Genomic DNA, 23,944 nt, shown 5'->3' with positions numbered 1-23,944 from the left:
CCGCGCACGGCTATCCGGCTGTCAGTGGCCTGCGGCAGACTGCGGGCATGGACATCACGATCAGGCGCGCGCGGGACGAGGAGCTGGACGGAATCGGGGAGCTCACCGCGCAGGCGTATCTGGGGGACGGGCTCCTGGACTTCGGGAACAGTGATCCTTATCTCGCCACCCTGCGCGACGCCCGCAGCCGCGCCGCCGAGGCCGAGCTGCTGGTCGCGGCGGACGCGGCGAGCGACGAGGTGCTGGGCGCCGTGGCGTTCGCCGTGCACGGCGGGGCGTACGCGGAGCTCGCCCGCCCCGGCGAGGGGGAGTTCCGGATGCTGGCCGTCCGCCCCGAGTCGCGCCGCCGCGGCGCCGCCGAAGCGCTCGTGCGCGCCTGTCTGGACCGGGCCCGCGCACTGGGCCTGCGGCGCATAGTGATCAGCAGCCAGCACTCGATGACCGCCGCCCACCGCCTGTACGAGCGGTTGGGCTTCACCCGTGCCCCGGAGCGCGACTGGGCGCCCCTGCCGGGGACGGACTTCACCCTCTGGGCCTTCACCGTGGAGCTGTGACGCCCCGCGCCGAAGCGTTCACAGGGGCCGCCGCTCAGCGAGAGACGTTCGCGCTCCAGCAGCTCCAGCAGTTGCTGTTCTCGATGATCGTGCTGGCCGTCGTGTTGGTGGGCTTCGGCCACTTCCCGGCTCCGGCCTGGCTGTTGATCATTCCCACGCTGGCCCTGCAATTCGTCTTCAACACCGGCCTGTCACTGATCGTGGCGCGGCTGGGGGCCAAAACACCAGATCTCGCGCAGCTGCTGCCGTTCATTCTGCGTACCTGGATGTATGCCTCGGGCGTGATGTTTCCGCTGGCCCGCACCCTCGAACACGCGGGAGCGAGCGGCTGGATCAGCGACGCGATGCTGGCGAATCCGGCGGCGGTCTACATGGACCTGATGCGGTACGCCCTGATCAACAATTACCCCTCGTCGAACCTGCCACCACATGTCTGGGCGCTGGCCCTCGGTTGGGCGGTCCTCTTCGGCGCCGGGGGATTCGTGTACTTCTGGAAGGCAGAGGAGCGGTACGGCCGTGGCTGAGCAAACCCTCGACAAAGGTGCCCAGGCGGAGCGGGCCGACCAGGCCGCTCAGGTGGCTTCCGCGCCGGCGCGGGTGCCCACCGTCATCGCCGACGACGTCCACATCGTCTACCGGGTCAACGGCGGCCCCAAGGGGAAGGGCAGCGCCACCGCGGCCCTCAGCCGTCTGCTGGGCCGGAAGAGCGCCCCGGGCATGCGTGAGGTGCACGCGGTGCGCGGGGTGACGTTCGTGGCGTACAAGGGTGAGTCGATCGGTCTGATCGGGTCCAATGGCTCGGGTAAGTCGACCCTGCTCAAGGCCGTCGCGGGGCTGCTGCCCACCGAGCGCGGCAAGGTCTACACCAACGGTCAGCCGTCGCTGCTGGGTGTGAACGCGGCGCTGATGAACGACCTCACCGGTGAGCGGAACGTGATCCTCGGTGGTCTGGCCATGGGTATGTCGCGTGAGCAGATCCGGGAACGCTATCAGGGCATCGTGGACTTCTCGGGCATCAATGAGAAGGGTGACTTCATCACCCTGCCGATGCGTACGTACTCCTCCGGTATGGCGGCCCGGCTGCGGTTCTCCATCGCCGCGGCCAAGGACCACGATGTGCTGATGATCGACGAGGCGCTGGCCACCGGTGACAGGAAGTTCCAGAAGCGCTCCGAGGCCCGGATCCGCGAGCTCCGCCAGGAGGCCGGCACGGTCTTCCTCGTCAGCCACAACAACAAGTCCATCCGGGACACCTGCGACCGGGTGCTGTGGCTGGAGAAGGGCGAGCTGCTGATGGACGGCCCGACCGACGAGGTCATCAAGGCGTACGAGAAGGAGACCGGCAAATAGCTCCCGCTTGGGCGTCGCCTGACCAGGGCATCCCACTCGCCAGGCCGGAACGCATTAGCACATTCATGCGAAACTCCGCAGCTCCGACACAAGATATGGGGGTGGGTGCGTCGGCCGACACAAGATGTATGCTCGTCCTCGCTGTCGCCGCAGGGGAATCCGGTGGGAATCCGGAACTGTCCCGCAACGGTGTACGTGTGCGCTCAATTCGGCGTGCCCGTGAGTCCGAGCACCTGCCGACGGCCCTGTGAACACGTCCCCCGGCCTCGAGGGTTGGGCCGATGGACGCTGCGTGGTGTGCCCGGCGTACGAGGAGTGCGGCATCGGCATGCCCGTACGCGCCCATCGCACCATCCTCGCGGCTCAGGGCCTGTCTGGAGTTGTGATCTGGGCTCGCCCCAGACAGGCCCTGACCGAGCGAAGGAGAGCACCTCAGTGACCATCGCGCCCGCCGATCCGGTTTCAGCGCAGGCGGCTTCTCAGGCAGCGGACGACGCGCCCGGGACCGCCCTGCTACGGACCCTTACCGGACTCACCGCCGATCTGCCCGCCACCGACCCCGGCAAGGTCGCGGCCGCCGCCCTGCGCGGCCGTCACCCCGGTTCGGACGAGGCGGAGTTGCGTGCCCTCGCGACCGAGGCGGCGGCCGGACTGATCGCCGAGGAGCCGGAGTACTCACGGCTCGCGGCGCGGCTGCTGGCGCTGACCATCACCGAGGAGGCGGCCGGGCAGGGCGCGGTCTCCTTCTCGGCCTCCGTCCGGGTGGGCCACCGCGAGGGCCTGCTCGCCGACTCCACCGCGGAGTTCGCCGCCGCCCACGCCGAGCGGCTGGACGCGCTGGTGGAGCGGGCCCTGGCCGACGGCGCCGACAACCGCTTCGGCTACTTCGGACTGCGCACCCTCTACAGCCGCTATCTGCTGCGCCACCCCATCACCCGTCAGGTGATCGAGACCCCGCAGCACTTCCTGCTGCGCGTGGCCTGCGGGCTCGCCGAGGACCACTCGGAGCGGGCGCTGGAGGACGTGGCCGAGCTCTACCGGCTGACCAGCACGCTGTCGTATCTGCCCAGCTCCCCCACGCTGTTCAACTCCGGCACCCGGCATCCGCAGATGTCGTCCTGCTATCTGCTGGACTCGCCGCTGGACGAGCTGGACTCGATCTACGACCGCTACCACCAGGTGGCGCGGCTGTCGAAGCACGCGGGCGGCATCGGCCTGTCCTACTCCCGCATCCGGGCGCGCGGTTCGCTGATCCGGGGCACCAACGGGCACTCCAACGGCATCGTGCCATTCCTGCGCACGCTCGACGCCTCGGTGGCCGCCGTCAACCAGGGCGGCCGGCGCAAGGGCGCGGCCTGTGTCTACCTGGAGACCTGGCACGCCGACCTCGAGGAGTTCCTGGAGCTGCGGGACAACACCGGCGAGGACGCCCGCCGCACCCACAACCTCAACATCGCCCACTGGATCCCGGACGAGTTCATGCGCCGGGTCGAGGCGGACGCCGACTGGTCGCTGTTCTCCCCGGCCGACGCGCCCGATCTGGTGGACCTGTGGGGCGAGGAGTTCGACGCCGCGTACCGGAAGGCCGAGGCCGAGGGCAAGGCCGTCAAGCAGGTCCCGGCGCGCCAGCTGTACGCCCGGATGATGCGCACCCTCGCGCAGACCGGCAACGGCTGGATGACGTTCAAGGACGCCGCCAACCGCACCGCCAACCAGACCGCCGAGCCCGGTAGGGTCGTCCACTCCTCCAACCTCTGCACCGAGATCCTGGAGGTCACGAACGACGGCGAGACGGCCGTGTGCAACCTCGGATCGGTCAACCTCGCCGCGCACCTGGACGAGGACGGGCAGCTGGACTGGGAGCGCCTGGACGCCACCGTCCACACCGCCGTGACCTTCCTCGACCGCGTGGTGGACATCAACTTCTACCCCACGGAGGAGGCCGGGGCCTCCAACTCCCGCTGGCGCCCGGTGGGTCTGGGCCTCATGGGGCTCCAGGACGTCTTCTTCCGGCTGCGGCTGCCGTTCGACTCGCCCGAGGCCACGGCGCTCTCCACGCGGATCTCCGAGCGCATCATGCTCGCCGCGTACGAGGCGTCCTGCGAGCTCGCCGAGCGCCACGGCCCGCACCCCGCCTGGGCCGAGACCCGCACCGCGCGCGGGGTGCTGCACCCGGACCACTACACCGACGCGGTGGCCACCTGGCCGGAGCGCTGGCAGGCGCTGCGCGCGCGGATGGCGAAGTCCGGGATGCGGAACTCGCTGCTGCTGGCGATCGCGCCGACCGCGACCATCGCCTCCATCGCGGGCGTCTACGAGTGCATCGAGCCGCAGGTCTCCAACCTCTTCAAGCGCGAAACGCTCAGCGGGGAGTTCCTCCAGGTCAACTCGTATCTGGTGGACGACCTCAAGAAGCTGGGCGTCTGGGACGCCCAGACCCGTGAGGCGCTGCGCGAGTCCAACGGCTCGGTCCAGGACTTCTCCTGGGTGCCCGCGGACGTACGGGAGCTGTACCGCACCGCGTGGGAGATCCCGCAGCGCGCCCTGATCGACATGGCGGCGGCCCGCACCCCGTACCTCGACCAGAGCCAGTCGCTGAACCTCTTCATGGCCTCGCCGACCATCGGCAAGCTCAGCTCGATGTACGCGTACGCCTGGAAGCGCGGCATCAAGACCACGTACTACCTGCGCTCGCGTCCGGCCACCCGGATCGCCCAGAGCGCCCGGGGCGGCGCGGCCGCGGCCGCCACCCCCACTCCCACCGTCCCCGTCTCCGTACAGCAGGTCCCGGCCGAGGCCGACGCGATCGCCTGCTCCCTGGAAAACCCCGAGTCCTGCGAGGCCTGCCAGTAATGCCCACCGCATCCGAGATGACCACCGTGAACACCGCGCCGGGCCACGCCAAGAACCTGCTGGACCCCGGGTTCGAGCTGACCCTGCGGCCGATGCGGTACCCGCAGTTCTATGACCGCTACCGCGACGCGATCAAGAACACCTGGACCGTGGAGGAGGTCGACCTCCACTCCGACGTCGCCGACCTCGCCAAGCTCTCCCCCGGTGAGCAGCACCTCATCGGCCGCCTGGTCGCGTTCTTCGCCACCGGCGACTCGATCGTGGCCAACAACCTGGTGCTGACGCTCTACAAGCACATCAACTCCCCCGAGGCGCGGCTGTATCTCTCGCGGCAGCTCTTCGAGGAGGCGGTGCACGTCCAGTTCTATCTGACGCTGCTGGACACCTACCTCCCCGACCCGGACGACCGCGCCGCGGCCTTCGCCGCCGTCGAGAACATCCCCTCCATCCGGGAGAAGGCGGAGTTCTGCTTCCGCTGGATGGACTCGGTCGAGAAGATCGAGCGGCTGGAGACCAAGGAGGACCGCCGCCGCTTCCTGCTCAACCTGATCTGCTTCGCGGCCTGCATCGAGGGGCTGTTCTTCTACGGCGCCTTCGCCTACGTGTACTGGCTCCGCTCGCGCGGACTGCTGCACGGCCTGGCGACGGGCACCAACTGGGTGTTCCGCGACGAGTCGATGCACATGGAGTTCGCCTTCTCGGTCGTGGACACCGTCCGCGAGGAGGAGCCGGACCTCTTCGACGACGAGCTCCAGCGGCAGGTCACCGACATGCTGAAGGAGGCCGTCGAGGCGGAGCTCCAGTTCGCCCGCGATCTGTGCGGGGACGGGCTGCCGGGCATGAACACCGCGTCGATGCAGGAGTATCTGGAGTGCGTGGCCGACCAGCGCCTCCAGCGGCTCGGCTTCGCCCCGGTCTTCGGCTCGGAGAACCCGTTCTCCTTCATGGAGCTCCAGAACGTCCAGGAGCTGACCAACTTCTTCGAGCGGCGCGCCTCGGCGTACCAGGTCGCGGTGGAGGGGTCGGTCGCCTTCGACGACGACTTCTGACAGACGTCAGCAGGGCCGGGCCCCGAGGGGCCCGGCCCTGCTGACGTACGGCACACGGCACACTCAGTCGTTCGGCACCGTCTCATAGCGGGCGGTGCCCTCGGCCATCTGCTTCAGCACATCCTTACGGTCGCGCTTGGAGAGCCGGTCGATGTAGAGGTAGCCGTAGAGGTGATCGGTCTCGTGCTGGAGGCAGCGCGCGAAGTAGCCGGTGCCGCGCACCGCGATCGGCTCACCGTCGAGGTCCTGGCCGCGCACCACCGCGTAGTCGGGGCGGGCCAGCTCCGCGTAGGCCGTGGGGACCGACAGACAGCCCTCGTTGGAGTCGTCCAGCATCCGGCGGTCGGCGGGCAGCTCCTCCAGCACCGGGTTGCACACCACGCCCACATGGCGAACGCCCTCGTCGTCCATGCAGTCGTAGACGAAGACCTTAAGGTCGACACCGATCTGGTTGGCGGCCAGGCCCACGCCCTCCGCCGCCCGCTGGCTGGCGAACATGTCGTCGACGAGCCGCGCCAGCTCCTCGTCGAACACGGTCACGTCCCGGCACTCCTTGTGCAGGACCGGGTTGCCGTACACGGTGATCGGGCGGGCGGTGCCGCGCTCGCGAAAGGCCCGCTCGCGCTCCTCGCAGTCCTCCGTGTCCACGATGAACTCGTCGTCCACCCGCTGCTTCGTCCCTTGCTGCGACATCGTCCGCCGTACGCCTTCCTTCAACCGTGATGCGTCGCCCTACAGAGTACGGGCAGCGCGCGGCGGGATGCGGTGCGCTTACTGGGTGTGACCGGCCCTCCACGCATGCCTTCGGGGGCCTTCCGGGGCCTGTCGGGCCTGCCGGTCCGCTACGGGGGTACCCGGCGGGTCTTTCCCCTCCCCGCCCCTACCCGCTACCAGGGGCTCCGCCCCTGGACCCCGGGAACCGACGAGTCGCCCGCCGCAGCAGCGAATGGCCGGACGGAGCCCCGCGCACACCCGGGCCCCCCGGCCGGGGTCCGGGACGGAGCACCGCGCACAGCCGGTCCCCCGGCCAGGGCCCGGGACGGAGCCCCGCCACGCGGCGGAGCCACACACCGAGGCCTCGGGAAGGGGCGGGGCCCCGGCCCGGGGCTTGGGGCGGAACCCAACCCAGGGTCTGGGGCGGCACCCCGGTTTCGGGAAGGGGCGGGGCGCCCCGGGCCGGGGCCTGGGGACGGAACCCCAGCCCGGGACCTGGGACGGAACCCAACCCAGGGCCTGGAGCGGAACCCAGTCCAGGGCCTGGGGCGGAGCCCAGTCCGGGGCCTGGGGCGGAGCCCCGGTTTCGGGGAGGGGCGGGGCGCCCCGGGCTGGGGCCTGGGGGCGGAACCCCAGCCCGGGACCTGGGACGGAACCCAACCCAGGGCCTGGAGCGGAGCCCAGTCCGGGGCCTGGGGCGGAGCCCCGGTTTCGGGGAGGGCCGGGGTCTGGGGCGGAGCCCCAGTTTCGGGAAGGGGCGGGGAGGGGTCAGGCCCGCCGCAGGCGCACGGAAGACCGCACACATCCGGCCCGCCCAGCCAGGGTCTGGGGCGAAGCCCCCCACGCGGCGGAGCCGCACATCGAGGCCTCAGGAAGGGGCGGGGTGGGGACAGGCCCGCCGCAGGCGTCACAAGCCGCCAGACGCCCCCAGGGCAGCCGCCAGCCGCCAAGGCGGTCAGCAGACCTCTTCCAGATCCCGCCACTCCCGCGTGTCCGGACTATCCGCGACCCACCCGTCCAGCAACCCCCGCACCAGCCCCCCAGGCGCCGCGATCCCGCATTCGCGCTCAGGCACCCACAGCGACCCCGAGCCCGCCATACGGTGGCCCAGCGGCCCGGGGTGGCCCGGTTCGCTGTGGTCGTGCGGGTCCAGATGCTCGCCCTCGCCCTCGTCGCTGGGCATCCGGCTCTCCGAGCAGGAACGGCACAGCAGCCGCACCGACGAGGACCAGTCCTCGGCCGCGAAGCCCGCGTCCGCCGCGAGGCGTTCCAGGGCGTCCCGGTCGGCCTCGGTGGCCGCCTCCAGCAGCACCACCCAGGTCGGCACGGGGGACGGGGCCCACAGTTCGATCTCGTCGAAGACCGGGTACGCGGGGCCCGCGGACGTCACCCGCTCACCGTGCGGCACCCCGTCGTGCAGTACCACCTCGCCCCAGCGCCGCCCGGACGACGGCAGCGGGATGGACAGCACCTCGATCCGGGCCGGGTCCAGCCGGCGGCCCCAGACGACCTCGGCCTCGCCCTCCGGGGACAGCCGCACCGCCGCGCTGCCCAGCTCCATGCCGAGCGGCTCGCCGGACGCGGACGCCTCTCCGGGCACCTTCAGCCCGTACGCCTGCCAGGCGCGGCGGGCCAGCGGCCAGTCCTGGAGCGCGGTGGCCGCGATCCCCACGTTCCACCAGTCCGGAGCGCCCGTCTCACGGTCCAGCAGCGCGACCGCCCGCAGCCCCGCGGCGCGCGCCTGCTCCCAGTCGTGCCGGAACTTGTGCAGCAGCGCCAGGTTGAACCAGGACTCCGACAGCCACGGCTCCAGGTCGGCGGCGCGGGTCAGCAGCGCGCCCGCGTCCTCGTACCGGCCGTCGCCGATGAGCGTGAACGCACGGTCCGTGGCCTGCCGCCATGAGGCGGACGGCCGGTGCCGTACCTTGCCGAAGATCTTCACGATTCCCGCCTGCCGGTATCGAAGTCGTCCCGTACCAGATGCCTTCGCGGACGGCGTCGCCCTCCCTCGAAGACAACCTGCCACACATTCGCGGACATCTCAGCCCGACCCCTCACGCTGCGGCCGGGATGCGACGCCCACCACACCTCCTTGCCACCGGCCATCTGGCCTGGCACCCCTCTCCTCGCATCCAACCATGCCCCTCGGGAGCCCCGCTCATTACCGGCGAGTTATCAGTTCTCACCGGGGGCGGCCGTAAGCCCCGCGCGACAGCACCGTGGCGAGCGCCTCGACCACGACCGGGTCGAAGTCGCGCGCCGTGGTCAGCCGCAGCCGCTCCAGGGCGCGCAGCGCCGCCGCCCCGGCCGCGCCCTCGGCCGCGGGCCCGCTCACCAGCTCGGTGTACGCGTTCACCGCGCGCACGATACGCGCGGCGAGCGGCTGCTCGCGGTACGGGTCCGCCTGGCGCTCCACGACCAGCGCCACCTCGGCGGGTACCCCGGTCTGGCGCACCACAGCGCCGCCGAGCAGCGCGATTTTTCGCTGCTCGGCGGCGGGCAGCGGTTCGGTGGCCCCGGCGGGCACCGGGTCCACCAGGGACAGCTGGCCGATGTCGTGCATCAGCGCCGCGTACTCCAGCACGGTCAGCCGGGGCTCGGAGAGGCCCAGCTCACGCCCCACGGCCCGGCTGAGCCCGGCCACCTCGCGGGCGTGGCCGGTCGGGGTGTACCCGGCTATCTCGGTCGACCGGGCCAGGGAGGCGATGGTCTGGCGGTAGGTGGCCCGTATCCCGGCGTAGCGGCGGTAGGAGTACTGGATCAGCAGCAGCGGCACCGCCAGCACCGGCATCGGCCACAGCCCGGCGACGGCCACGGTGAGCGCCATCACGGCGGCGGTCGCGCACACCGCCGCCCCGACCCCGGGCAGCGACCGCAGCTCGTCGCGGAGCAGCGGCCCGTAAGGCCACCCGGTACGGGCGCGGGCGAGGGCGGCGGCCAGGACGGCGTCGCACAGGGCGGTCAGGGCCAGCAGGGCGAGCAAATAGCCGACGAGGGACGGACCATGGCCGAGCCAGTCGGCCAAACGGCCGGTCCGGTGCAGCGGTTGGAAGCAGACGGCGGCGAACGCGGCGGTCAGCACCCGGCGCGCGGTGTGACCGGGGTCGACCGGGCAGCCGAGCGCGAGCGGCGCCACCAGCCCGGCGAGCGATGCCGCCACGACGACGGTGACCACCTGGAGGACGCCATGGTCGGCGGGCTCCCCGCCGAGCCGCCCGAGCAGGGCGTAACCGAGCGCGCCGGCGGCGGCGAGGGGCGCGGGCTCACCGCGCGGATCGGGCACTCCCCCGCCGCCGCCCGGCAGCGCGGGCGGCGCCTCGACGCACCGGATCGCCTCCCCCACGACGATGAGCGCCCCGAAGGCCAGCGCCGCCTCCGCCTGCCGCACCCCATGCCACTCGGTCCACACCAGCGCCACTACGGCAAGCGCCCCCGCCGCGCCATACACGGCGACGACCGTAAGGCCGCCATAACGGCCCAGGGATATGCGCTCCCGCCCCTCCTCACGAGCGGCGGCGGCCTCGGCCCGTTGACGGCGGGTGCGATGGAGGGCGCGAGCGTGCCGCTCGGCGATCCGGGCGAGAGCGTTAGGAGGTCGGGGGCCGGCCGCTGCCGAACTGGGGCGCCCCGCCCTGGCAGCCCGCTGAGCCGCGCTTTCGTCCCGCTCCCGCGATCCGAAACGGCCCGGTGCCCCGGTCCCACTCCTACCCGAGCTCTCCGGGGCTCCCCCAGTCCCCGCGTCGGCAGGCCGGGGGCCCGGTCCGGAGCCGAGGCGACCCGGGGCCCCTGTCCCGCCTCCGCGTCTGCCCGAGGTCTCCGGGACCTCCCCCGGGCCCTCGTCGGCTGGGCCGGGGGCGGGCCCGGAGGCGTGGGGGGAATCGTTCGTGCTGGGCCTGGTGGGGTCCTCGGCGGGGCTCATGGGCCACCGCCGGGGCCGCCCGTGCCGGGGCGGGGCCCGCCGGGGTCGTCCGAGGCGCCCGGGGCCGCCGCGCGTACCAGGGGCGGGGCGGGCTCTGCCGGGACGTTTCCGCGCTCCTCAGGGGCGTCCGCCGTGACCGCCGCGTGCCAGCCGTGGCGGTCAAGTGCGCGGGTGAGGGCCCCGACCATGCGGGGGTCGAACTGCGAGCCCGCGCACCGTTGCAGCTCCTCCACGGCCGTGGGCACCGGCCGGGCCCTGCGGTACGTACGCGTCGAGGTCATCGCGTCGAAGGCGTCCGCCACCGCGACCACCCGGGCGAACTCCGGGATCTGCGCCCCGGCGAGCCCGTACGGATAGCCGCTGCCGTCCAGCCGCTCATGGTGGTGGAGGATCGCGGCCCGCGCCTCGCCCAGGAAGCCGATGCCGCGCACCATCTCGTCGCCGTACTCCGGGTGGAGCTCGATCACCCGGCGCTCATCGGGGGTCAGCGGACCGTTTTTGCGCAGCAGCCGGGTGGGCACGCCGAGCTTGCCGACGTCGTGGAGGATGCCCGCGATCCGCAGCGCCTCCAGCCGCTCACCGCTCATGCCCAGCTCGCGGGCGATCATCGCGGAGGCGCGGCCGACGCGCTCGCTGTGGCCACGGGTGTAGCGGTCCTTGATGTCGACCGCCTGGACCAGGGCCCGGATGGTGGCCTGGTGGGCGGCGCTCTCACGGCGGTAGAGCACGAAGCCGCAGGCGCAGACGTACATCGGCAGCAGCACCAGCAGGGCCGCCGCCGGTCCGTAAGGGCTGCGCCACAGCACCGCCATGGCCAGCCCGGCGGGCCCGTGCACCAGATACGGGGCGAGGGCGCCGGGCAGCCGCCCCCACCAGGCGGCGCGCGGGGACTGCCGCTCGGCGGTGACCAGCACCCCGCCCTCCAGGGTGGTGGCGGTCAGGCCCAGGACGAGCGCGGCGGCCACGGCGGCCGCCAGGGCGTACGGAAAGCCGGGCGTACCGGGCGACACCTGCCCAGCGGGGGCCTGGGCGCCGTCGCCGAGCGCCCAGAGGGCGCTGAGGGTCCCGGGGCCGTTCAGGGCCGCGAAGGCGCACGAGGCGGCCCAGACGGCCAGCGAGAGCCGTGCGGCCCGCCAGGCCCGCCGCGCCCGGGCCGGGGGCCGCTCGACGCGGGCGAGCAGCGCACCGGGCACGGCGACCAGCGCCGCGGCGGCGGGCGGCAGCAGAAAAGCCCCGGCCAGAAGGACGGGGCTGCACCATTCTGGCCACCGGGCGCGGACCCTGGAGCCGACCGCGTGAACCGCGGCGAGCAGGGCGGTCGTGGCCCAGGGGACGGCCGCTCCGGGCCGTACGGCCGGGGCGGCGCAGTACGCCCCGGCGAGCACGGCGCACAGGACATAGGCGCGCGCCGCGTGGGGAAGTGCCCGCACGGTGTCCTCCTCCCCATTCCATGTCCATCGCGCCACCCCTCTCGGGCGGGGCGGCTCAGGTGGTTGGGGAGCTTAGGACGAGGCGGGGCGTATGGGATCGGAGGGACTGTCCGATTACACCCCTTCGAGTGATGATCTGATCACCGAGGGTGGGAATGAGAACGCGCCAACTCGATAGGCGTTCGACCGGGGATCCACTGGGGCCTGAGCCCGAGGGGCACCTGGGGCCTGAGCCCAGAGGGCACCCGGGACCGGAGCTCCGGACTCGCTCAGGGCCTGAGCCCGGGTCACTTCGGGCCTGAGCACCAGGGTCGCTTGGGGCCTGAGCCCCGGGGTCACTCCTGGGCGCTGCTCGGCGCGTTGCCCGGCGCGTTCGTCTCCGCCGTGATCTCGCGCTCCGGCACCGCCTGCCCGGAGCGGATCAGCTCGATCCGCCCCATGACCTTCGACCGGAGATCGGTGGGCACGTCGTCATGGCCACAGCACCGCTTGACGAGCTTCTTCACGGCCTTCTCGAGGCCGTACTTCTCCAGGCACGGGGAGCACTCGTCGAAGTGCACCTCGAACTTGGCGCAGTCGCCGTCCGGCATCTCGTGGTCGAGGAACTCGTAGAGGTGGTCGAGAACCTCGGAGCAGTCCGTCTCATGCGGCTCTCCGCAGCTCATGAGTCCGCGCCTTTCCGATCGTGCGACTCGTCCGCCGCGGCGCCCGCGCCAGCCGGGACCAGCCCGCGCCCGCGGGCGTAGTCCTCCAGCAGACCGCGCAGCTGGCGGCGACCACGGTGCAGCCGGGACATCACCGTACCGATGGGTGTACCCATGATGTCCGCGATCTCCTTGTAGGCAAAGCCCTCGACGTCCGCGAGATAGACCGCGATGCGGAACTCCTCGGGGATGGCCTGAAGGGCCTCCTTGACATCGGAGTCGGGCAGGTGGTCGAGGGCCTGCGACTCGGCGGAGCGCAGACCGGTCGACATATGCGACTCGGCACGCGCGAGCTGCCAGTCCTCGATCTCCTCGGCCGCGCTGCGCTGGGGCTCCCGCTGCTTCTTGCGGTACGAGTTGATGAAGGTATTGGTCAGGATGCGGTACAGCCACGCCTTGAGGTTGGTGCCCTCGCGGAACTGGTGGAAGGACCCGTACGCCTTGGCGTAGGTCTCCTGCACGAGGTCCTCGGCGTCGGCCGGGTTACGCGTCATCCGCAGCGCGGCCGAGTACATCTGGTCCAAGAAGGCAAGGGCGTCCCGTTCGAAGCGCGCGTTGCGCTCCGAGGACGACTCCTGCGACCGCTCGACCGGCTCTCCCTCGGTCACGCCGTCGGTACCTGCGTCGGTCCCAGTGACCTGACCCACCTCCTCCAGCTTCGTGTCGGGTCCGGATGTGGACCCGCTCGAATCGGAGAATAGACGACGATCCGGTGCGCCCGCCGCTTCGATCTTCACGGCCTGCGCTGCTTGCAGCTGAGACCAGTCCAGGTCAGCGGCGCGTGGACGGGCCGGGCAAGCAAGCGAACCCATGCGGGGGACTCCCTTTCCTCGTGTTCCGCGTATCAGTGCCTCTTACACGGTGAGTACCGACAGCCCGTTCAACACGGATCCCTCCCGCCGCATTCCCGCCCCGGCGCCGGGCGCCCAGGGCCAGGGCCAGGGCAGGTCAGGTCAGTTCTCAGCGGCCGACGGCCGGCGATCACCCCAGGGCGCGCGGCAGCCAGTCGGTGACGGCCCCGGTGATCAGGGCGAGCGCCGCGGGCTCGTCGAGGTCCGCCGACTTCGGCAGGCCGAAGACGTGGTCGCCGTAAGGCACCTCCACGAGCTCCATGGCCGCGGGCAGCTCCGGGAACTCCTCCGGTCGCCCGAACGGGTCCCGACCGCCCTGGACGATCAGCGTCGGCACGCCCGTGGCCAGCAGCTCCTCGGCCCGGGACCGCTCCGGCTTGCCCGGTGTGTGCAGCGGGAACGACAGCGCCAGTACGGCCTTCGCGCCCAGCTCCGTCGCGGTCCGGCAGGCCACCCGCGCCCCGGCGCTGCGGCCGCCCGCCACGATCGGCAGCCCGGCCTTCTCCAGCGCGGGCCATACGGCACGCCATCCGGTGTCCAGGGTCGAGGGCGCGGGCGCGATCTTCTTGCCCGCCACCCGCCACGGCTGCTCGACCAGCGCGACGCTCACGCCGAGCCCGGGGAGCGCCCCGGCCAGCGCGCGCAGGTCCCGCGCCTCGATGCCCCCGCCGGCGCCATGGCTCGCGGCCAGCAGCGCATGGGCGCCGGGGGCGTGGTGCCAGGTGATCCGGGCGTCCCCGGCCGGGGACGCCACCAGCTCGGTGGTCACCTGAGGTTCGTCCGCCTTCTCCTGAGGTTCGTCCGTCTTCTTAGCGGCCATCAGAACAGCGTGCCCTCCTCCGGGGCCTCGAGCTCCTCCAGCAGCTCGGGGCCGTTGTTACGGACATCACTCACCCCGGTGGCCACCGGGTACGCCCGCAGTAGCCCGGAGGGCGGCGGCGCCAGCAGCGGCAGCAGGTCGTCGGGGTCGGTACGGCCCGGGTCCAGCCAGGAGGCCCAGCGGTCCTCGGTGAGGACCAGCGGCATCCGCGGGTGGATCTCGGCGAGCGAGCCCGGCCCCTCGTCCCGGGCCGGGCCCCCGAAGGGCTCCTTGTCCGCCTCGGTGGTGATCACCGTGCAGGTGACCCACCACGCCCGGGGGTGCTCGTCCGGCAGCGTCCGGTCCCGCCAGAACTCGTACAGCCCGGCCATGGCCATCACCGAGCCGTCCACCGGGGTCACGAAGTACGGCTGCTTGCGGGGCCGCTTCCGCTTGCCCTTCTCCTCCAGCTGCCGCTCCCCCGCCGCGGTGACCCACTCGTAGTAGCCGTCCGCGGGCAGGATGCAGCGCCGCGAGGCGAACGGGCGCCGGTAGGACGGCTTCTCGTGCACGGTCTCGGCCCGTGCGTTGATCATCTTGGCGCCGCCCTCGGGAGACTTCGCCCAGGACGGCACCAGCCCCCACTTCAACGCCCTCAACTGGCGAACCGGACGCGGCTCGGCGGCGTCCTTAAGGGGGCGTTCGAGCACCGCGTACACGTCCTTGGTGGGCGCGACGTTCCAGTCCGGCGCCAGAGTCTCCTCCGGCTCCCACTTCTCCACTCCGAAGAGCCCGACGAGATCCTCCGGCCTCCGGCTCGCTGCGTATCGACCGCACATAGGTGCCACACTGCCACGACCCCTACCGACGCGAGGAGCCGCCCGCACATGGACGCAACGAACGCCGCCGATCTGTGGGACCGGGTGACCGGCTCCCAGCCCGACCCCACCACCTGGCTGGTCGTCTCCACCGGCGTGATCGCGTTCGCGGTCGTGGTCTTCCGTACGGCGTGGCGGATAGCCCGTAACGCCATCACCATCGCCCATGAGGGCGGCCACGCCGTGGTCGCCGTGCTCAGCGGGCGGCGGCTGGACGGCATACGGCTGCACTCGGACACCTCTGGGCTGACCGTCTCGCGCGGCAAGCCCACGGGCCTGGGCATGATCCTCACCGCGGCGTCCGGCTACACCGCCCCCTCCCTGCTGGGCCTCGGCGGCGCCTGGCTGCTGGCGGCGAACCACATCACCTTGCTGCTGTGGGGGACGACGGCGCTGCTGGTCGCGATGCTGGTGATGATCCGCAACGCCTATGGCGTCCTTACGGTCGTCATCAGCGGTGCCGCCTTCTTCCTCGTCTCCTGGCTGACCGGGCCGGACGTCCAGGCGGGGTTCGCGTACGCCGTGGTGTGGTTCCTCCTCCTGGGGGGCGTGCGACCGGCCTTCGAGCTCCAGCGCAAGCGCCGTCACGGCGGCGCGTACGACTCCGACCCCGACCAGCTCGCCCGGCTGACGGGCATTCCGGCCGCCGCCTGGCTGCTGCTCTTCCACGTGGTCTCGCTGTGTTCGCTGCTCGCCGGAGGGCGCTGGCTGCTGGGACTGTGACCCCGACTACTGGGGCTATGACCCCGGCTCCTGGGGCCGTGACCCCGCACGAGCGCCCGGCGCGCCTCCACTGGTGCCCGTAGCAGCGCCGTGTTTCGACTGGGTTTCGCCACTTTCGATCAAGATTGGCACTCTGGGCGAACCACTAAAGTGAGACCCATGACCGGCATTGAGACCTCCCCGGGCGACAACACCGCCCTCTGGCCCGCTCCGACCGCCGATGGAGCGGTCGACGCGACCGTCACCGTGCCCGGATCCAAGTCGGTTACCAACCGCGGTCTGATCCTGGCCGCGCTCGCCGCCGAACCCGGCTGGCTGCGCCGCCCGCTCCGCTCCCGCGACACCCTCCTGATGGCCGCCGCCCTGCGCGCCATGGGCGTCGGCATCGAGGAGACGGTGTCCGACGGCGCCCTCGGCTCCGGCGGCCCCTCCGGCGGCGGGGAAGCCTGGCGGGTCATCCCGGCGGGGCTGCACGGCCCGGCCACCATCGACGTCGGCAACGCCGGCACCGTGATGCGCTTCCTGCCGCCGGTCGCCGCCCTGGCCGACGGTCCCGTCCACTTCGACGGCGACCCCCGCTCCCACGAGCGCCCGCTGCACGGCGTGATCGACGCGCTGCGCGCGCTGGGCGCCCGTATCGACGACGACGGCCGCGGCGCGCTGCCGATGACCGTGCACGGCGGCGGGGCGCTGGACGGCGGCCCGGTCCGCGTCGACGCCTCGTCGTCCTCCCAGTTCGTCAGCGCGCTGCTGCTGTCCGCGCCGCGCTTCAACCAGGGCGCCGAGGTGCGTCACATCGGCGCCGCGCTGCCCTCCCTGCCGCACATCCGGATGACCGTGGACATGCTGCGCGCGGCGGGCGCGCGGGTGGACACCCCGGAGGCGGGCGGCGAGCGGGGCGTCTGGCGGGTGGCGCCGAGCGCGCTGCTCGGCCGCGATCTGGTCGTCGAGCCCGATCTGTCCAACGCGGCGCCGTTCCTGGCCGCCGCCCTGGTCACCGGCGGCCGGGTGACCATCCCGGACTGGCCGGAGCGCACCACCCAGCCCGGCGACGAACTGCGCCGGATCTTCACCGAGATGGGCGGTTCCTGCGAGCTCACCGACACCGGTCTGACCTTCGCCGGAACGGGCCGGATCACCGGGATCGACGCCGATCTGCACGAGGTCGGCGAGCTCACCCCGGTGATCGCGGCGGTCGCGGCGCTGGCCGACTCCGAGTCGGTGCTGCGCGGCATCGCGCATCTGCGGCTCCACGAGACCGACCGGCTCGCCGCCCTCGCCAAGGAGATCAACGAGCTGGGCGGGGACGTCACCGAGACCGAGGACGGCCTGCGGATCCGCCCGCGCCCGCTGCACGGCGGGATCTTCCACACCTACGAGGACCACCGGCTGGCCACCGCCGCCGCCGTCCTCGGTCTGGCCGTCGACGGCGTGCTGGTCGAGAACGTGGCGACCACCGCCAAGACCCTCCCCGACTTCCCCGGTCTGTGGACCGGCATGCTCGACGCGACGACGACCTCGGCGCGGAGATCCTGAGAGCCTGGACTCATGCGCCGCTACGGCAAGCACACCGACGAGGACGACGTTCGGATCCGCCCCAACCGCAAGGGCAACCGGCCGCGCACCAACATCCGCCCCAAACACGAGGACGCCACCGAGGGATTCGTGCTCACGGTCGACCGCGGCCGGCTCACGGTCCTGGTCGAGGACCGCACCATCACCGCCATGAAGGCCCGCGAGCTCGGCCGTAAGGGCGTCGTGGTCGGCGACCGGGTCGCGGTCGTCGGGGATCTCTCCGGCGACAAGGACACGCTCGCCCGGATCGTCCGCGTCGAGGAGCGCTCCTCCGTCCTGCGCCGGACCGCCGACGACGACGATCCGTACGAGCGGGTGGTGGTCGCCAACGCCGACCAGCTCGCGATCGTGACCGCCCTGGCCGATCCCGAGCCGCGCCCGCGGCTGATCGACCGTTGTCTGGTGGCCGCCTTCGACGCGGGCCTGGAGCCGCTGCTCGTCCTCACCAAGTCCGATCTGGCGCCCGCCGACGACATGCTGAAGACCTATGAGCCGCTCGGCGTCCCCTATGTCGTCACCAGCCGCGACGAGCTCGCCGACGGCGACGCCGCCGACCGGGTGCGGGAGCGGCTGACGGACCGGATCACCGTCTTCGTCGGCCACTCGGGCGTGGGCAAGACGACACTGGTGAACGCGCTGGTCCCGGACCGCCAGCGGGCCACCGGCCGAGTGAACGCGGTCACCGGCCGCGGCCGCCACACCACCACCTCCGCGCTCGCGCTGCCCCTGCCGGACGCCAAGGGATGGGCGATCGACACCCCGGGCGTGCGGTCCTTCGGGCTGCACCACGTGGACCCGGCGCGGGTCATCCACGCCTTCCCGGACCTGGAACCGGGCACCGAGGGCTGCCCGCGCGCCTGTAGCCACGACGAGCCGGACTGCGCGCTGGACCAGTGGGTGGCCGACGGCCACGCCGAACCGGCCCGGCTCTACTCCCTGCGGCGACTGCTGGCCACCCGCGAGCGGCGAGAGGGCGACTAGGACCTGTCCGGCGGACCATGCCGCCTGCGGCGGGCTGCTCCCCTCCCCGCCCCTTCCCGAAACTGGGGCTTCGCCCCAGACCCCGGGCTCCCCCAAACCCCGGACCGGGGCCCCGCCCCAGACCCCCGGCTCCACCCCAAACCCCGGACCGGAGCCCCACCCCAGACCCCAGACCGGGGCCCCGCCCTTCCGCAGCATCGCCATGCGGCGGAGCCGCATGGCGGGGCCTCGTCTCAAGCCCGGGGTCAGGGGTGGGGCCCTGGCCCCGGGGTCTGGGGCGGAGCCCCAGTTTCGGGAAGGGGCGGGGAGGGGCGGGGAGGGGAAGGCCCGCCGCAGGCGGCAAGATCCGCCGAACACCCGCAGGGAGCGGCCCGGACACCCGCAGGGGGCGTGTTTGCCGCTCCACCCAGGCGGTAAATGGATAATCGCATCAAGCAATCGAGGCGACTCAGGCAATCCAGACGACCGGGGACGCCCCGGACGACGGCAGCCGACGGCGGCACGGGAGGGCATCTCTATGGCGTGGCTGCTGGTCGTGGTCGCCGGGCTACTCGAAACCGGCTTCGCCGTCTGTCTCAAGCTCTCGCACGGCTTCACCCGCCTCTGGCCAACCATCGCCTTCTGCGCGTTCGCGCTCGGCAGCTTCGGGCTGCTGACGCTGTCCCTGAAGAAGCTCGACGTGGGACCCGCGTACGCGGTGTGGACGGGGATCGGGGCCGCCGGGACCGCGATCTACGGCATGGTCTTCCTCGGCGACCTCGTCTCCACGCTCAAGATCATCTCCATCTCGCTGGTGATCGTCGGCGTGATAGGGCTCCAGCTTTCCGGCTCGGCCCACTGAGGCGTCGGCGGACGGAGCCCCACGCCCGCGGCGGCCCACCGGACGCCCCGCACCCCCCGCACCCCCGTACCCCCCGGGCGGCTCAGGCCAGCACCGTGCGCACCATACGGGCCACATCCGCCGCCGGAGCGGGCGCCACCACGTACGACAGGGCCAGCCTGGCGACCGCCTCACAGGCCAGCGGCAGCTCGACCGCGCCGGGCGGCCAGTCGCCCTCCAGCAGCCGCACCGCGCGGTCCCGCGCCTCGCCGATCAGCTCGCCCGGCGCGGGCAGCGGCTCCGGCTCACCCGGCGGTATCGTCCTTACGGACGTCGGCAGCCGTTCGTTCCAGCGGCCCGTGAGCACCGCCCGCACCAGCGGGTTCTCGCTCGCCGAGCGGACCGTCCACACCGCCGCGGCGGCCAGCCGCTCCCCGGGGGCCGCCAGGGCCGCCGGGCCCGACCCCCTGGACAGCGCCCGCTCGACCCCGCACAGATACGCGTCGGCCTCGCGTCGCACCAGAGCGCGGGCGAGGCCGTCCTTGCTGCCGAACTCGTTGTAGAGGGTCTCCGGGAGACCCCGGCCGCCGCCGCGACCTCGGACATCTTCACCCTCGGCCACGGACCGCGCTCGAGCGCGGCGAAGGCCGCGTCGAGTAAGGATTCACGCGCTGCGGGCATCGTCGCCTCCCAGAGCGGGCATCGTCGCCTCCCGGCCCGGCATGTGCCCGACAGAATTGACGGGCCGCCAGATGAAGTCAAGAGCCCCGCGCGGGCGGGCCGTCCAGCCGAAGTCCCCTGGTCGTTGTGGAGTCGTGTAGCTCCGCGTCTTTTCCTGTCGATACTGTTCGGCCATGCCCGACTACCACGATGACCTGCGTCTCGCCCACGTTCTCGCCGACGCCGCCGACGCGACCACCATGGAGCGGTTCAAGGCGCTCGACCTCAAGGTCGAGACAAAACCCGATATGACGCCGGTGAGCGAGGCCGACAAGGCGGCCGAGGAGCTGATCCGCACCTCGCTCCAGCGCGCCCGGCCGCGCGACGCGGTGCTCGGCGAGGAGTTCGGCAGCGAGGGCAGCGGTCCGCGGCGCTGGGTGGTCGACCCGATCGACGGCACCAAGAACTATGTGCGCGGGGTCCCGGTCTGGGCCACCCTGATCGCCCTCATGGAGCGCGGTGAGGGCGGCGACCGGCCGGTGGTCGGGGTGGTCTCGGCACCGGCGCTGGGACGGCGCTGGTGGGCCGCCGAGGGGCTCGGTGCGTACACCGGGCGCAGCCTGTCCTCCGCGTCCCGGCTCGCGGTCTCGAAGGTGAGCAACCTCTCCGACGCCTCGTTCGCGTACTCCTCGCTCAGCGGCTGGGAGGAGCGCGGCAGGCTGAACGGCTTCCTCGACCTGACCCGCGCCTGCTGGCGCACCCGTGGCTACGGCGACTTCTGGCCGTACATGATGGTGGCCGAGGGCTCGGTGGACATCTGCGCCGAACCGGAATTGTCGCTGTGGGACATGGCGGCCAACGCGGTGATCGTCCAGGAGGCGGGCGGCCGCTTCACCGGACTCGACGGCGTACCGGGCCCGAACAGCGGCGACGCGGCCGCGTCCAATGGGCTGCTGCATGGGGTGATGCTGGACTACCTGCGGTCCTGAGGAGCCTTCCGGCGGCTGGCCGGAGCATGAACCGGAGCGCGGGGCGCACTCCGCGGCAGATCGGCTTCCGCGCGCCCTTGTTGGACCCACCAAGGCATGTGAACATGAGAATTCCAGACCTTGTGAACTTGTGAATCCTTTCTCTAATGGGATCCGGGATTCACCAAGGAGGTGGCTCCATCCATGCCCATGCACGTCCGTGACGCCATGAGCTCGGTGGTCCTCACCATCGGCCCCGCGCACACACTCCGCCAGGCCGCCCGGCTGATGTCGGCGCGACGGGTGGGATCGGCCATCGTGCTCGATCCCGACACCAGCGGCCTGGGGATTCTCACCGAGCGCGACATCCTCAACTCCCTGGGGGCGGGCCAGGACCCCGACCAGGAGACCGCACACGACCACACCACCGCCGATGTCGTCTTCGCCGCCCCCGGGTGGACGCTGGACGAGGCGGCCCGCGCGATGTCCCAGGGCGGCTTCCGCCATCTGATCGTCCTCGACGCGGGCGACCCGGTCGGGGTGGTGTCCGTGCGCGACATCATCCGCTGCTGGGTCCCGGCGCCCCAGCCCGTACCGGCGTAAGGGCCCGGCGCACCGCGCCCGGCACCTGAACCGGCCTCCGGACCGGCATACGAACCGGACCGGCACCCGAAGAGGCCGGAGCCCAACGGCGTCCGGCCTCTTCGGTTGATACGGCAAGCGTCCGTCAGCCGCGCAGGGCCTGGACCGCGGCCTCCAGCCGCTTGCCGTAGTCGGTGTCCGCCTTACGGAAGTTATCGATCGCCCGCTGTGCGATGTCATCGCGGGAGACCTTGGCGATGAACTGCGCCAGATTCTCGATCAGGCGCTCCTTCTCGTCGTCCGACATCAGCCGGTAGAGGTTGCCCGCCTGGACGAAGTCGTCGTCCTCGGCGTGCGAGGGGGCCTCGTGGTCCCCGGTCCGGCCGGACACCGGGGACGGCTGCCACAGCGCCTGACCGGTCTCGGCCGGGCCGCCGAAGCTGTTGGGCTCGTAGTTCTTGGCGCCCGCGTGGCGGCCGTCGTACAGGAAGCCGTCCCGGCCGTACGTGCGCGCCTCGGCCGCGTGCGGACGGTTCACCGGCAGGTGGTCGGCGTTGATGCCGACGCGGTAGCGGTGGGCGTCGCCGTACGCGAACAGACGGCCCTGGAGCATCTTGTCCGGGGACGGGCCGATACCCGGCACGAAGTGGGCCGGCGAGAAGATCGACTGCTCGACCTCGGCGAAGATGTTCCGCGGGTTGCGGTTGAGTTCCAGCTTGCCGATCTCGATCGGCGGGTAGTCCTCGTGCGGCCAGACCTTGGTCAGGTCGAACGGGTTGAAGCGGTAGTTCGCCGCGTCGGCCGCCGGCATGATCTGCACCTGCACGGTCCAGGTCGGGAAGTCACCCCGCTCGATGGCCTCGCGCAGATCGCGCTGGTGGCTGTCCGGGTCGAGACCGGCGGTCTCGGCCGCCTCGGCGGCGGTGAGGTTCTTGATCCCCTGGTCGGTCTTGAAGTGGTACTTCACCCAGAAGACCTCGCCCGCGGCGTTGTTCCACTGGTAGGTGTGCGAACCGTAGCCGTTCATGTGGCGGTACGAGGCGGGGATGCCGCGGTCGCCGAACAGCCAGGTCACCTGGTGGGTCGCCTCGGGCGAGAGCCCCCAGAAGTCCCAGACGTTGTCCGCCTCCTGCGAGCCGGTGTACGGGTCGCGCTTCTGGGTGTGGATGAAGTCGGGGAACTTGATGGCGTCCTTGATGAAGAACACCGGGGTGTTGTTCCCGACCAGGTCGTAGTTGCCGTCCTCGGTGTAGAACTTCAGCGCGAAGCCGCGCGGGTCGCGCACCGCGTCCGCCGATCCGAGGTTGCCGGCGACCGTCGAGAAGCGCAGGAACGTCTCGGTCTGCTTGCCGACCTCGGAGAGGAACGTGGCGCGGGTGTACTTCGTCACATCCGCGGTCACGGTGAAGGTGCCGTACGCACCGGCGCCCCGCGCGTGCACGATCCGCTCCGGGATCCGCTCGCGGTTGAAGTGGGCGAGCTTCTCGATCAGGTGCTGGTCCTGGATGAGGACCGGACCGCCGACGCCCGCCGTCTCGCTGTTCTGGTTGTCCGCCACCGGAGCCCCGGACTCCGTGGTCAGCGGACCAGTGATGTCGTCCTGGACCGTCACGTGCGCCTCCTGCGTACTCGCATTCTGTCCCTGGTCTGGGGCTGGGCTCGATCCTACATTGGACATTATCTAAGTCAAGAAGCCTTTGAGACTCGTACCAGATCTGGTCAAGGACTCGTCCGCTGCTACCCTTGTCCTTATCTGACTGATAGGTGAATGGCATGAGTGACCTGCTGGAACGGCTCAGGGGACGCGGCTGGAGGCTGACGGCGCAGCGGCGTGTCGTCGCCGAGGTCCTCGACGGGGACCACGTGCACTACACCGCCGACGAAGTCCACGCGCTGGCGGCGGAGCGCCTGCCCGAGATCTCCCGCGCGACCGTGTACAACACCCTCGGCGAGCTCGTCACGCTCGGCGAGGTGATCGAGGTCAGCACGGACGGCAGGGCCAAGCGCTACGACCCGAACGCGCACCACGCGCATCAGCACCTGGTGTGCGCGCGCTGCGGCACGATCCGCGATGTCCACCCCTCCGGCGATCTGCTCGCCGACCTGCCCACCCAGGAGCGCTACGGCTTCGCGATCTCCGCGGTCGAGGTGACGTACCGGGGGCTGTGCCCCAACTGCGCGGCCTGAGAGGGCCCCTGGGGCAGCGACAGACGAAAGGCCCGGATCCTGGAGGATCCGGGCCTTTCGTCGTGGTAGCGGGGACAGGATTTGAACCTGCGACCTCTGGGTTATGAGCCCAGCGAGCTACCGAGCTGCTCCACCCCGCGTCGTTGTGTAGCAACCTTAACCCGGGGTGGACAGCAGGAGCAAACCGGTTACCGACGGGCCCCACCGGTGGCTCACCGCGGGCGGGTCCGGCGGATCTTTCCCCCTCCCCGCCCCTTCCCGAACCATGGGGCCGCCCCCTGGGCCCCGGACGGGCTGAAATCAGCCCGTCCGGCGTTTGAGGACCGGGGTCCGGGGGCGGAGCCCCT

The 23,944-nt window shown here is 71.8% G+C and carries 20 protein-coding genes, 1 tRNA gene, 2 pseudogenes and 1 riboswitch; of the genes and pseudogenes, 12 read left to right on the top strand and 11 right to left on the bottom strand.

Going from position 1 to position 23,944, the window contains the following annotated elements:
• The first annotated feature begins 47 nt into the window (after positions 1 to 47).
• The 5 genes and pseudogenes from ACJX2R_RS33755 (at position 48) to ACJX2R_RS33735 (ending at position 5,806) form a co-directional block, all read left to right on the top strand.
• Positions 48 to 554, top strand: coding sequence for a GNAT family N-acetyltransferase (locus tag ACJX2R_RS33755; RefSeq protein ID WP_413103193.1), 507 nt, complete (start codon positions 48 to 50; stop codon positions 552 to 554).
• Positions 530 to 1,078, top strand: a pseudogene (locus ACJX2R_RS33750) (ABC transporter permease); the annotation flags it as partial. The gene ACJX2R_RS33755 and the pseudogene ACJX2R_RS33750, both read left to right, overlap by 25 nt.
• On the top strand, positions 1,071 to 1,904 hold the full coding sequence (locus ACJX2R_RS33745) for an ABC transporter ATP-binding protein (protein ID WP_413103192.1): 834 nt from the start codon (positions 1,071 to 1,073) through the stop codon (positions 1,902 to 1,904). The pseudogene ACJX2R_RS33750 and the gene ACJX2R_RS33745, both read left to right, overlap by 8 nt.
• 94 nt (positions 1,905 to 1,998) lie before the next feature.
• A riboswitch (cobalamin riboswitch) is annotated at positions 1,999 to 2,160 on the top strand.
• A 179-nt stretch (positions 2,161 to 2,339) separates the two neighbouring features.
• Positions 2,340 to 4,757, top strand: coding sequence for a ribonucleoside-diphosphate reductase subunit alpha (locus ACJX2R_RS33740; RefSeq protein WP_413103191.1), 2,418 nt, complete (start codon positions 2,340 to 2,342; stop codon positions 4,755 to 4,757).
• A 17-nt stretch (positions 4,758 to 4,774) separates the two neighbouring features.
• Positions 4,775 to 5,806, top strand: a complete 1,032-nt coding sequence (locus ACJX2R_RS33735; protein WP_413103190.1) for a ribonucleotide-diphosphate reductase subunit beta — start codon at positions 4,775 to 4,777, stop codon at positions 5,804 to 5,806.
• 63 nt (positions 5,807 to 5,869) lie between these two features.
• Here the strand turns inward: ACJX2R_RS33735 and def are convergent, their stop codons facing one another.
• The 8 genes from def to ACJX2R_RS33695 all read right to left on the bottom strand — a co-directional run bounded on the left by def (position 5,870) and on the right by ACJX2R_RS33695 (position 15,062).
• Positions 5,870 to 6,499 (bottom strand): peptide deformylase, encoded by a 630-nt coding sequence (def, locus tag ACJX2R_RS33730; protein ID WP_262701755.1) that lies wholly within the window; start codon positions 6,497 to 6,499, stop codon positions 5,870 to 5,872.
• Positions 6,500 to 7,475: 976 nt separating this feature from the next.
• Positions 7,476 to 8,462: a tetratricopeptide repeat protein gene (locus ACJX2R_RS33725; RefSeq protein WP_020868546.1), complete on the bottom strand. Its 987-nt coding sequence runs from the start codon at positions 8,460 to 8,462 to the stop codon at positions 7,476 to 7,478.
• 240 nt (positions 8,463 to 8,702) lie between these two features.
• Entirely contained in the window at positions 8,703 to 9,968 is a 1,266-nt protein-coding gene (locus ACJX2R_RS33720; protein WP_413103189.1) for an HD-GYP domain-containing protein, read from the bottom strand.
• A gap of 467 nt (positions 9,969 to 10,435) precedes the next feature.
• Entirely contained in the window at positions 10,436 to 11,869 is a 1,434-nt protein-coding gene (locus ACJX2R_RS33715) for an HD-GYP domain-containing protein (protein WP_413103188.1), read from the bottom strand.
• A 335-nt stretch (positions 11,870 to 12,204) separates the two neighbouring features.
• Entirely contained in the window at positions 12,205 to 12,534 is a 330-nt protein-coding gene (gene rsrA / locus ACJX2R_RS33710; RefSeq protein WP_262701758.1) for a mycothiol system anti-sigma-R factor, read from the bottom strand.
• A complete protein-coding gene (locus ACJX2R_RS33705) occupies positions 12,531 to 13,220 on the bottom strand; it encodes a sigma-70 family RNA polymerase sigma factor (protein ID WP_037952362.1) in 690 nt (229 codons plus the stop codon). Before ACJX2R_RS33705 ends, rsrA begins: the two co-directional genes overlap by 4 nt.
• A 334-nt stretch (positions 13,221 to 13,554) precedes the next feature.
• Positions 13,555 to 14,244 (bottom strand): alpha/beta family hydrolase, encoded by a 690-nt coding sequence (locus tag ACJX2R_RS33700; RefSeq protein WP_413103187.1) that lies wholly within the window; start codon positions 14,242 to 14,244, stop codon positions 13,555 to 13,557.
• On the bottom strand, positions 14,244 to 15,062 hold the full coding sequence (locus tag ACJX2R_RS33695) for an SOS response-associated peptidase (RefSeq protein ID WP_413103186.1): 819 nt from the start codon (positions 15,060 to 15,062) through the stop codon (positions 14,244 to 14,246). The genes ACJX2R_RS33700 and ACJX2R_RS33695 overlap by 1 nt, the downstream gene beginning before the upstream one ends.
• 48 nt (positions 15,063 to 15,110) lie before the next feature.
• Here ACJX2R_RS33695 and ACJX2R_RS33690 point away from each other — a divergent pair, with 48 nt between their 5' ends.
• The 4 genes from ACJX2R_RS33690 to ACJX2R_RS33675 all read left to right on the top strand — a co-directional run bounded on the left by ACJX2R_RS33690 (position 15,111) and on the right by ACJX2R_RS33675 (position 19,221).
• On the top strand, positions 15,111 to 15,824 hold the full coding sequence (locus ACJX2R_RS33690) for a M50 family metallopeptidase (RefSeq protein ID WP_262701761.1): 714 nt from the start codon (positions 15,111 to 15,113) through the stop codon (positions 15,822 to 15,824).
• A 159-nt stretch (positions 15,825 to 15,983) separates the two neighbouring features.
• Positions 15,984 to 17,360 carry a 3-phosphoshikimate 1-carboxyvinyltransferase gene (gene aroA, locus ACJX2R_RS33685; protein ID WP_413103185.1) on the top strand — a complete coding sequence of 459 codons (1,377 nt, stop codon included), beginning with the start codon at positions 15,984 to 15,986 and terminating at the stop codon, positions 17,358 to 17,360.
• A gap of 12 nt (positions 17,361 to 17,372) precedes the next feature.
• A complete protein-coding gene (rsgA, locus tag ACJX2R_RS33680) occupies positions 17,373 to 18,380 on the top strand; it encodes a ribosome small subunit-dependent GTPase A (RefSeq protein WP_413103184.1) in 1,008 nt (335 codons plus the stop codon).
• Positions 18,381 to 18,897: 517 nt separating this feature from the next.
• A complete protein-coding gene (locus ACJX2R_RS33675; RefSeq protein ID WP_262701764.1) occupies positions 18,898 to 19,221 on the top strand; it encodes a DMT family transporter in 324 nt (107 codons plus the stop codon).
• Positions 19,222 to 19,303: 82 nt separating this feature from the next.
• On the opposite strand, the pseudogene ACJX2R_RS33670 reads toward ACJX2R_RS33675, so the two are convergent.
• Positions 19,304 to 19,881, bottom strand: a pseudogene (locus tag ACJX2R_RS33670) (TetR/AcrR family transcriptional regulator).
• 173 nt (positions 19,882 to 20,054) lie between these two features.
• Between ACJX2R_RS33670 and hisN the strand changes: the two are divergent.
• Complete coding sequence (gene hisN / locus ACJX2R_RS33665; protein ID WP_262701766.1) at positions 20,055 to 20,849, top strand: histidinol-phosphatase; 795 nt, start codon at positions 20,055 to 20,057, stop codon at positions 20,847 to 20,849.
• 189 nt (positions 20,850 to 21,038) lie between these two features.
• Entirely contained in the window at positions 21,039 to 21,431 is a 393-nt protein-coding gene (locus ACJX2R_RS33660; RefSeq protein WP_262701906.1) for a cyclic nucleotide-binding/CBS domain-containing protein, read from the top strand.
• Positions 21,432 to 21,555: 124 nt separating this feature from the next.
• On the opposite strand, the gene ACJX2R_RS33655 is transcribed toward ACJX2R_RS33660, so the two are convergent.
• Entirely contained in the window at positions 21,556 to 23,088 is a 1,533-nt protein-coding gene (locus ACJX2R_RS33655; protein ID WP_413103183.1) for a catalase, read from the bottom strand.
• 95 nt (positions 23,089 to 23,183) lie between these two features.
• Between ACJX2R_RS33655 and ACJX2R_RS33650 the strand changes: the two genes are divergently transcribed.
• Positions 23,184 to 23,597, top strand: a complete 414-nt coding sequence (locus tag ACJX2R_RS33650) for a Fur family transcriptional regulator (RefSeq protein WP_020868561.1) — start codon at positions 23,184 to 23,186, stop codon at positions 23,595 to 23,597.
• A 63-nt stretch (positions 23,598 to 23,660) separates the two neighbouring features.
• Here ACJX2R_RS33650 and ACJX2R_RS33645 read toward each other — a convergent pair.
• Positions 23,661 to 23,737: transfer RNA gene (locus ACJX2R_RS33645), tRNA-Met, on the bottom strand.
• Positions 23,738 to 23,944: the final 207 nt, after the last annotated feature.

Origin of the sequence: Streptomyces sp. Inha503 (genome assembly GCF_047215865.1) — a bacterium.
Taxonomy (GTDB): domain Bacteria; phylum Actinomycetota; class Actinomycetes; order Streptomycetales; family Streptomycetaceae; genus Streptomyces; species Streptomyces lycopersici.
Note: the sequence above shows the minus strand (reverse complement) of the source record. Positions and strands in the feature narration are given on the sequence as shown.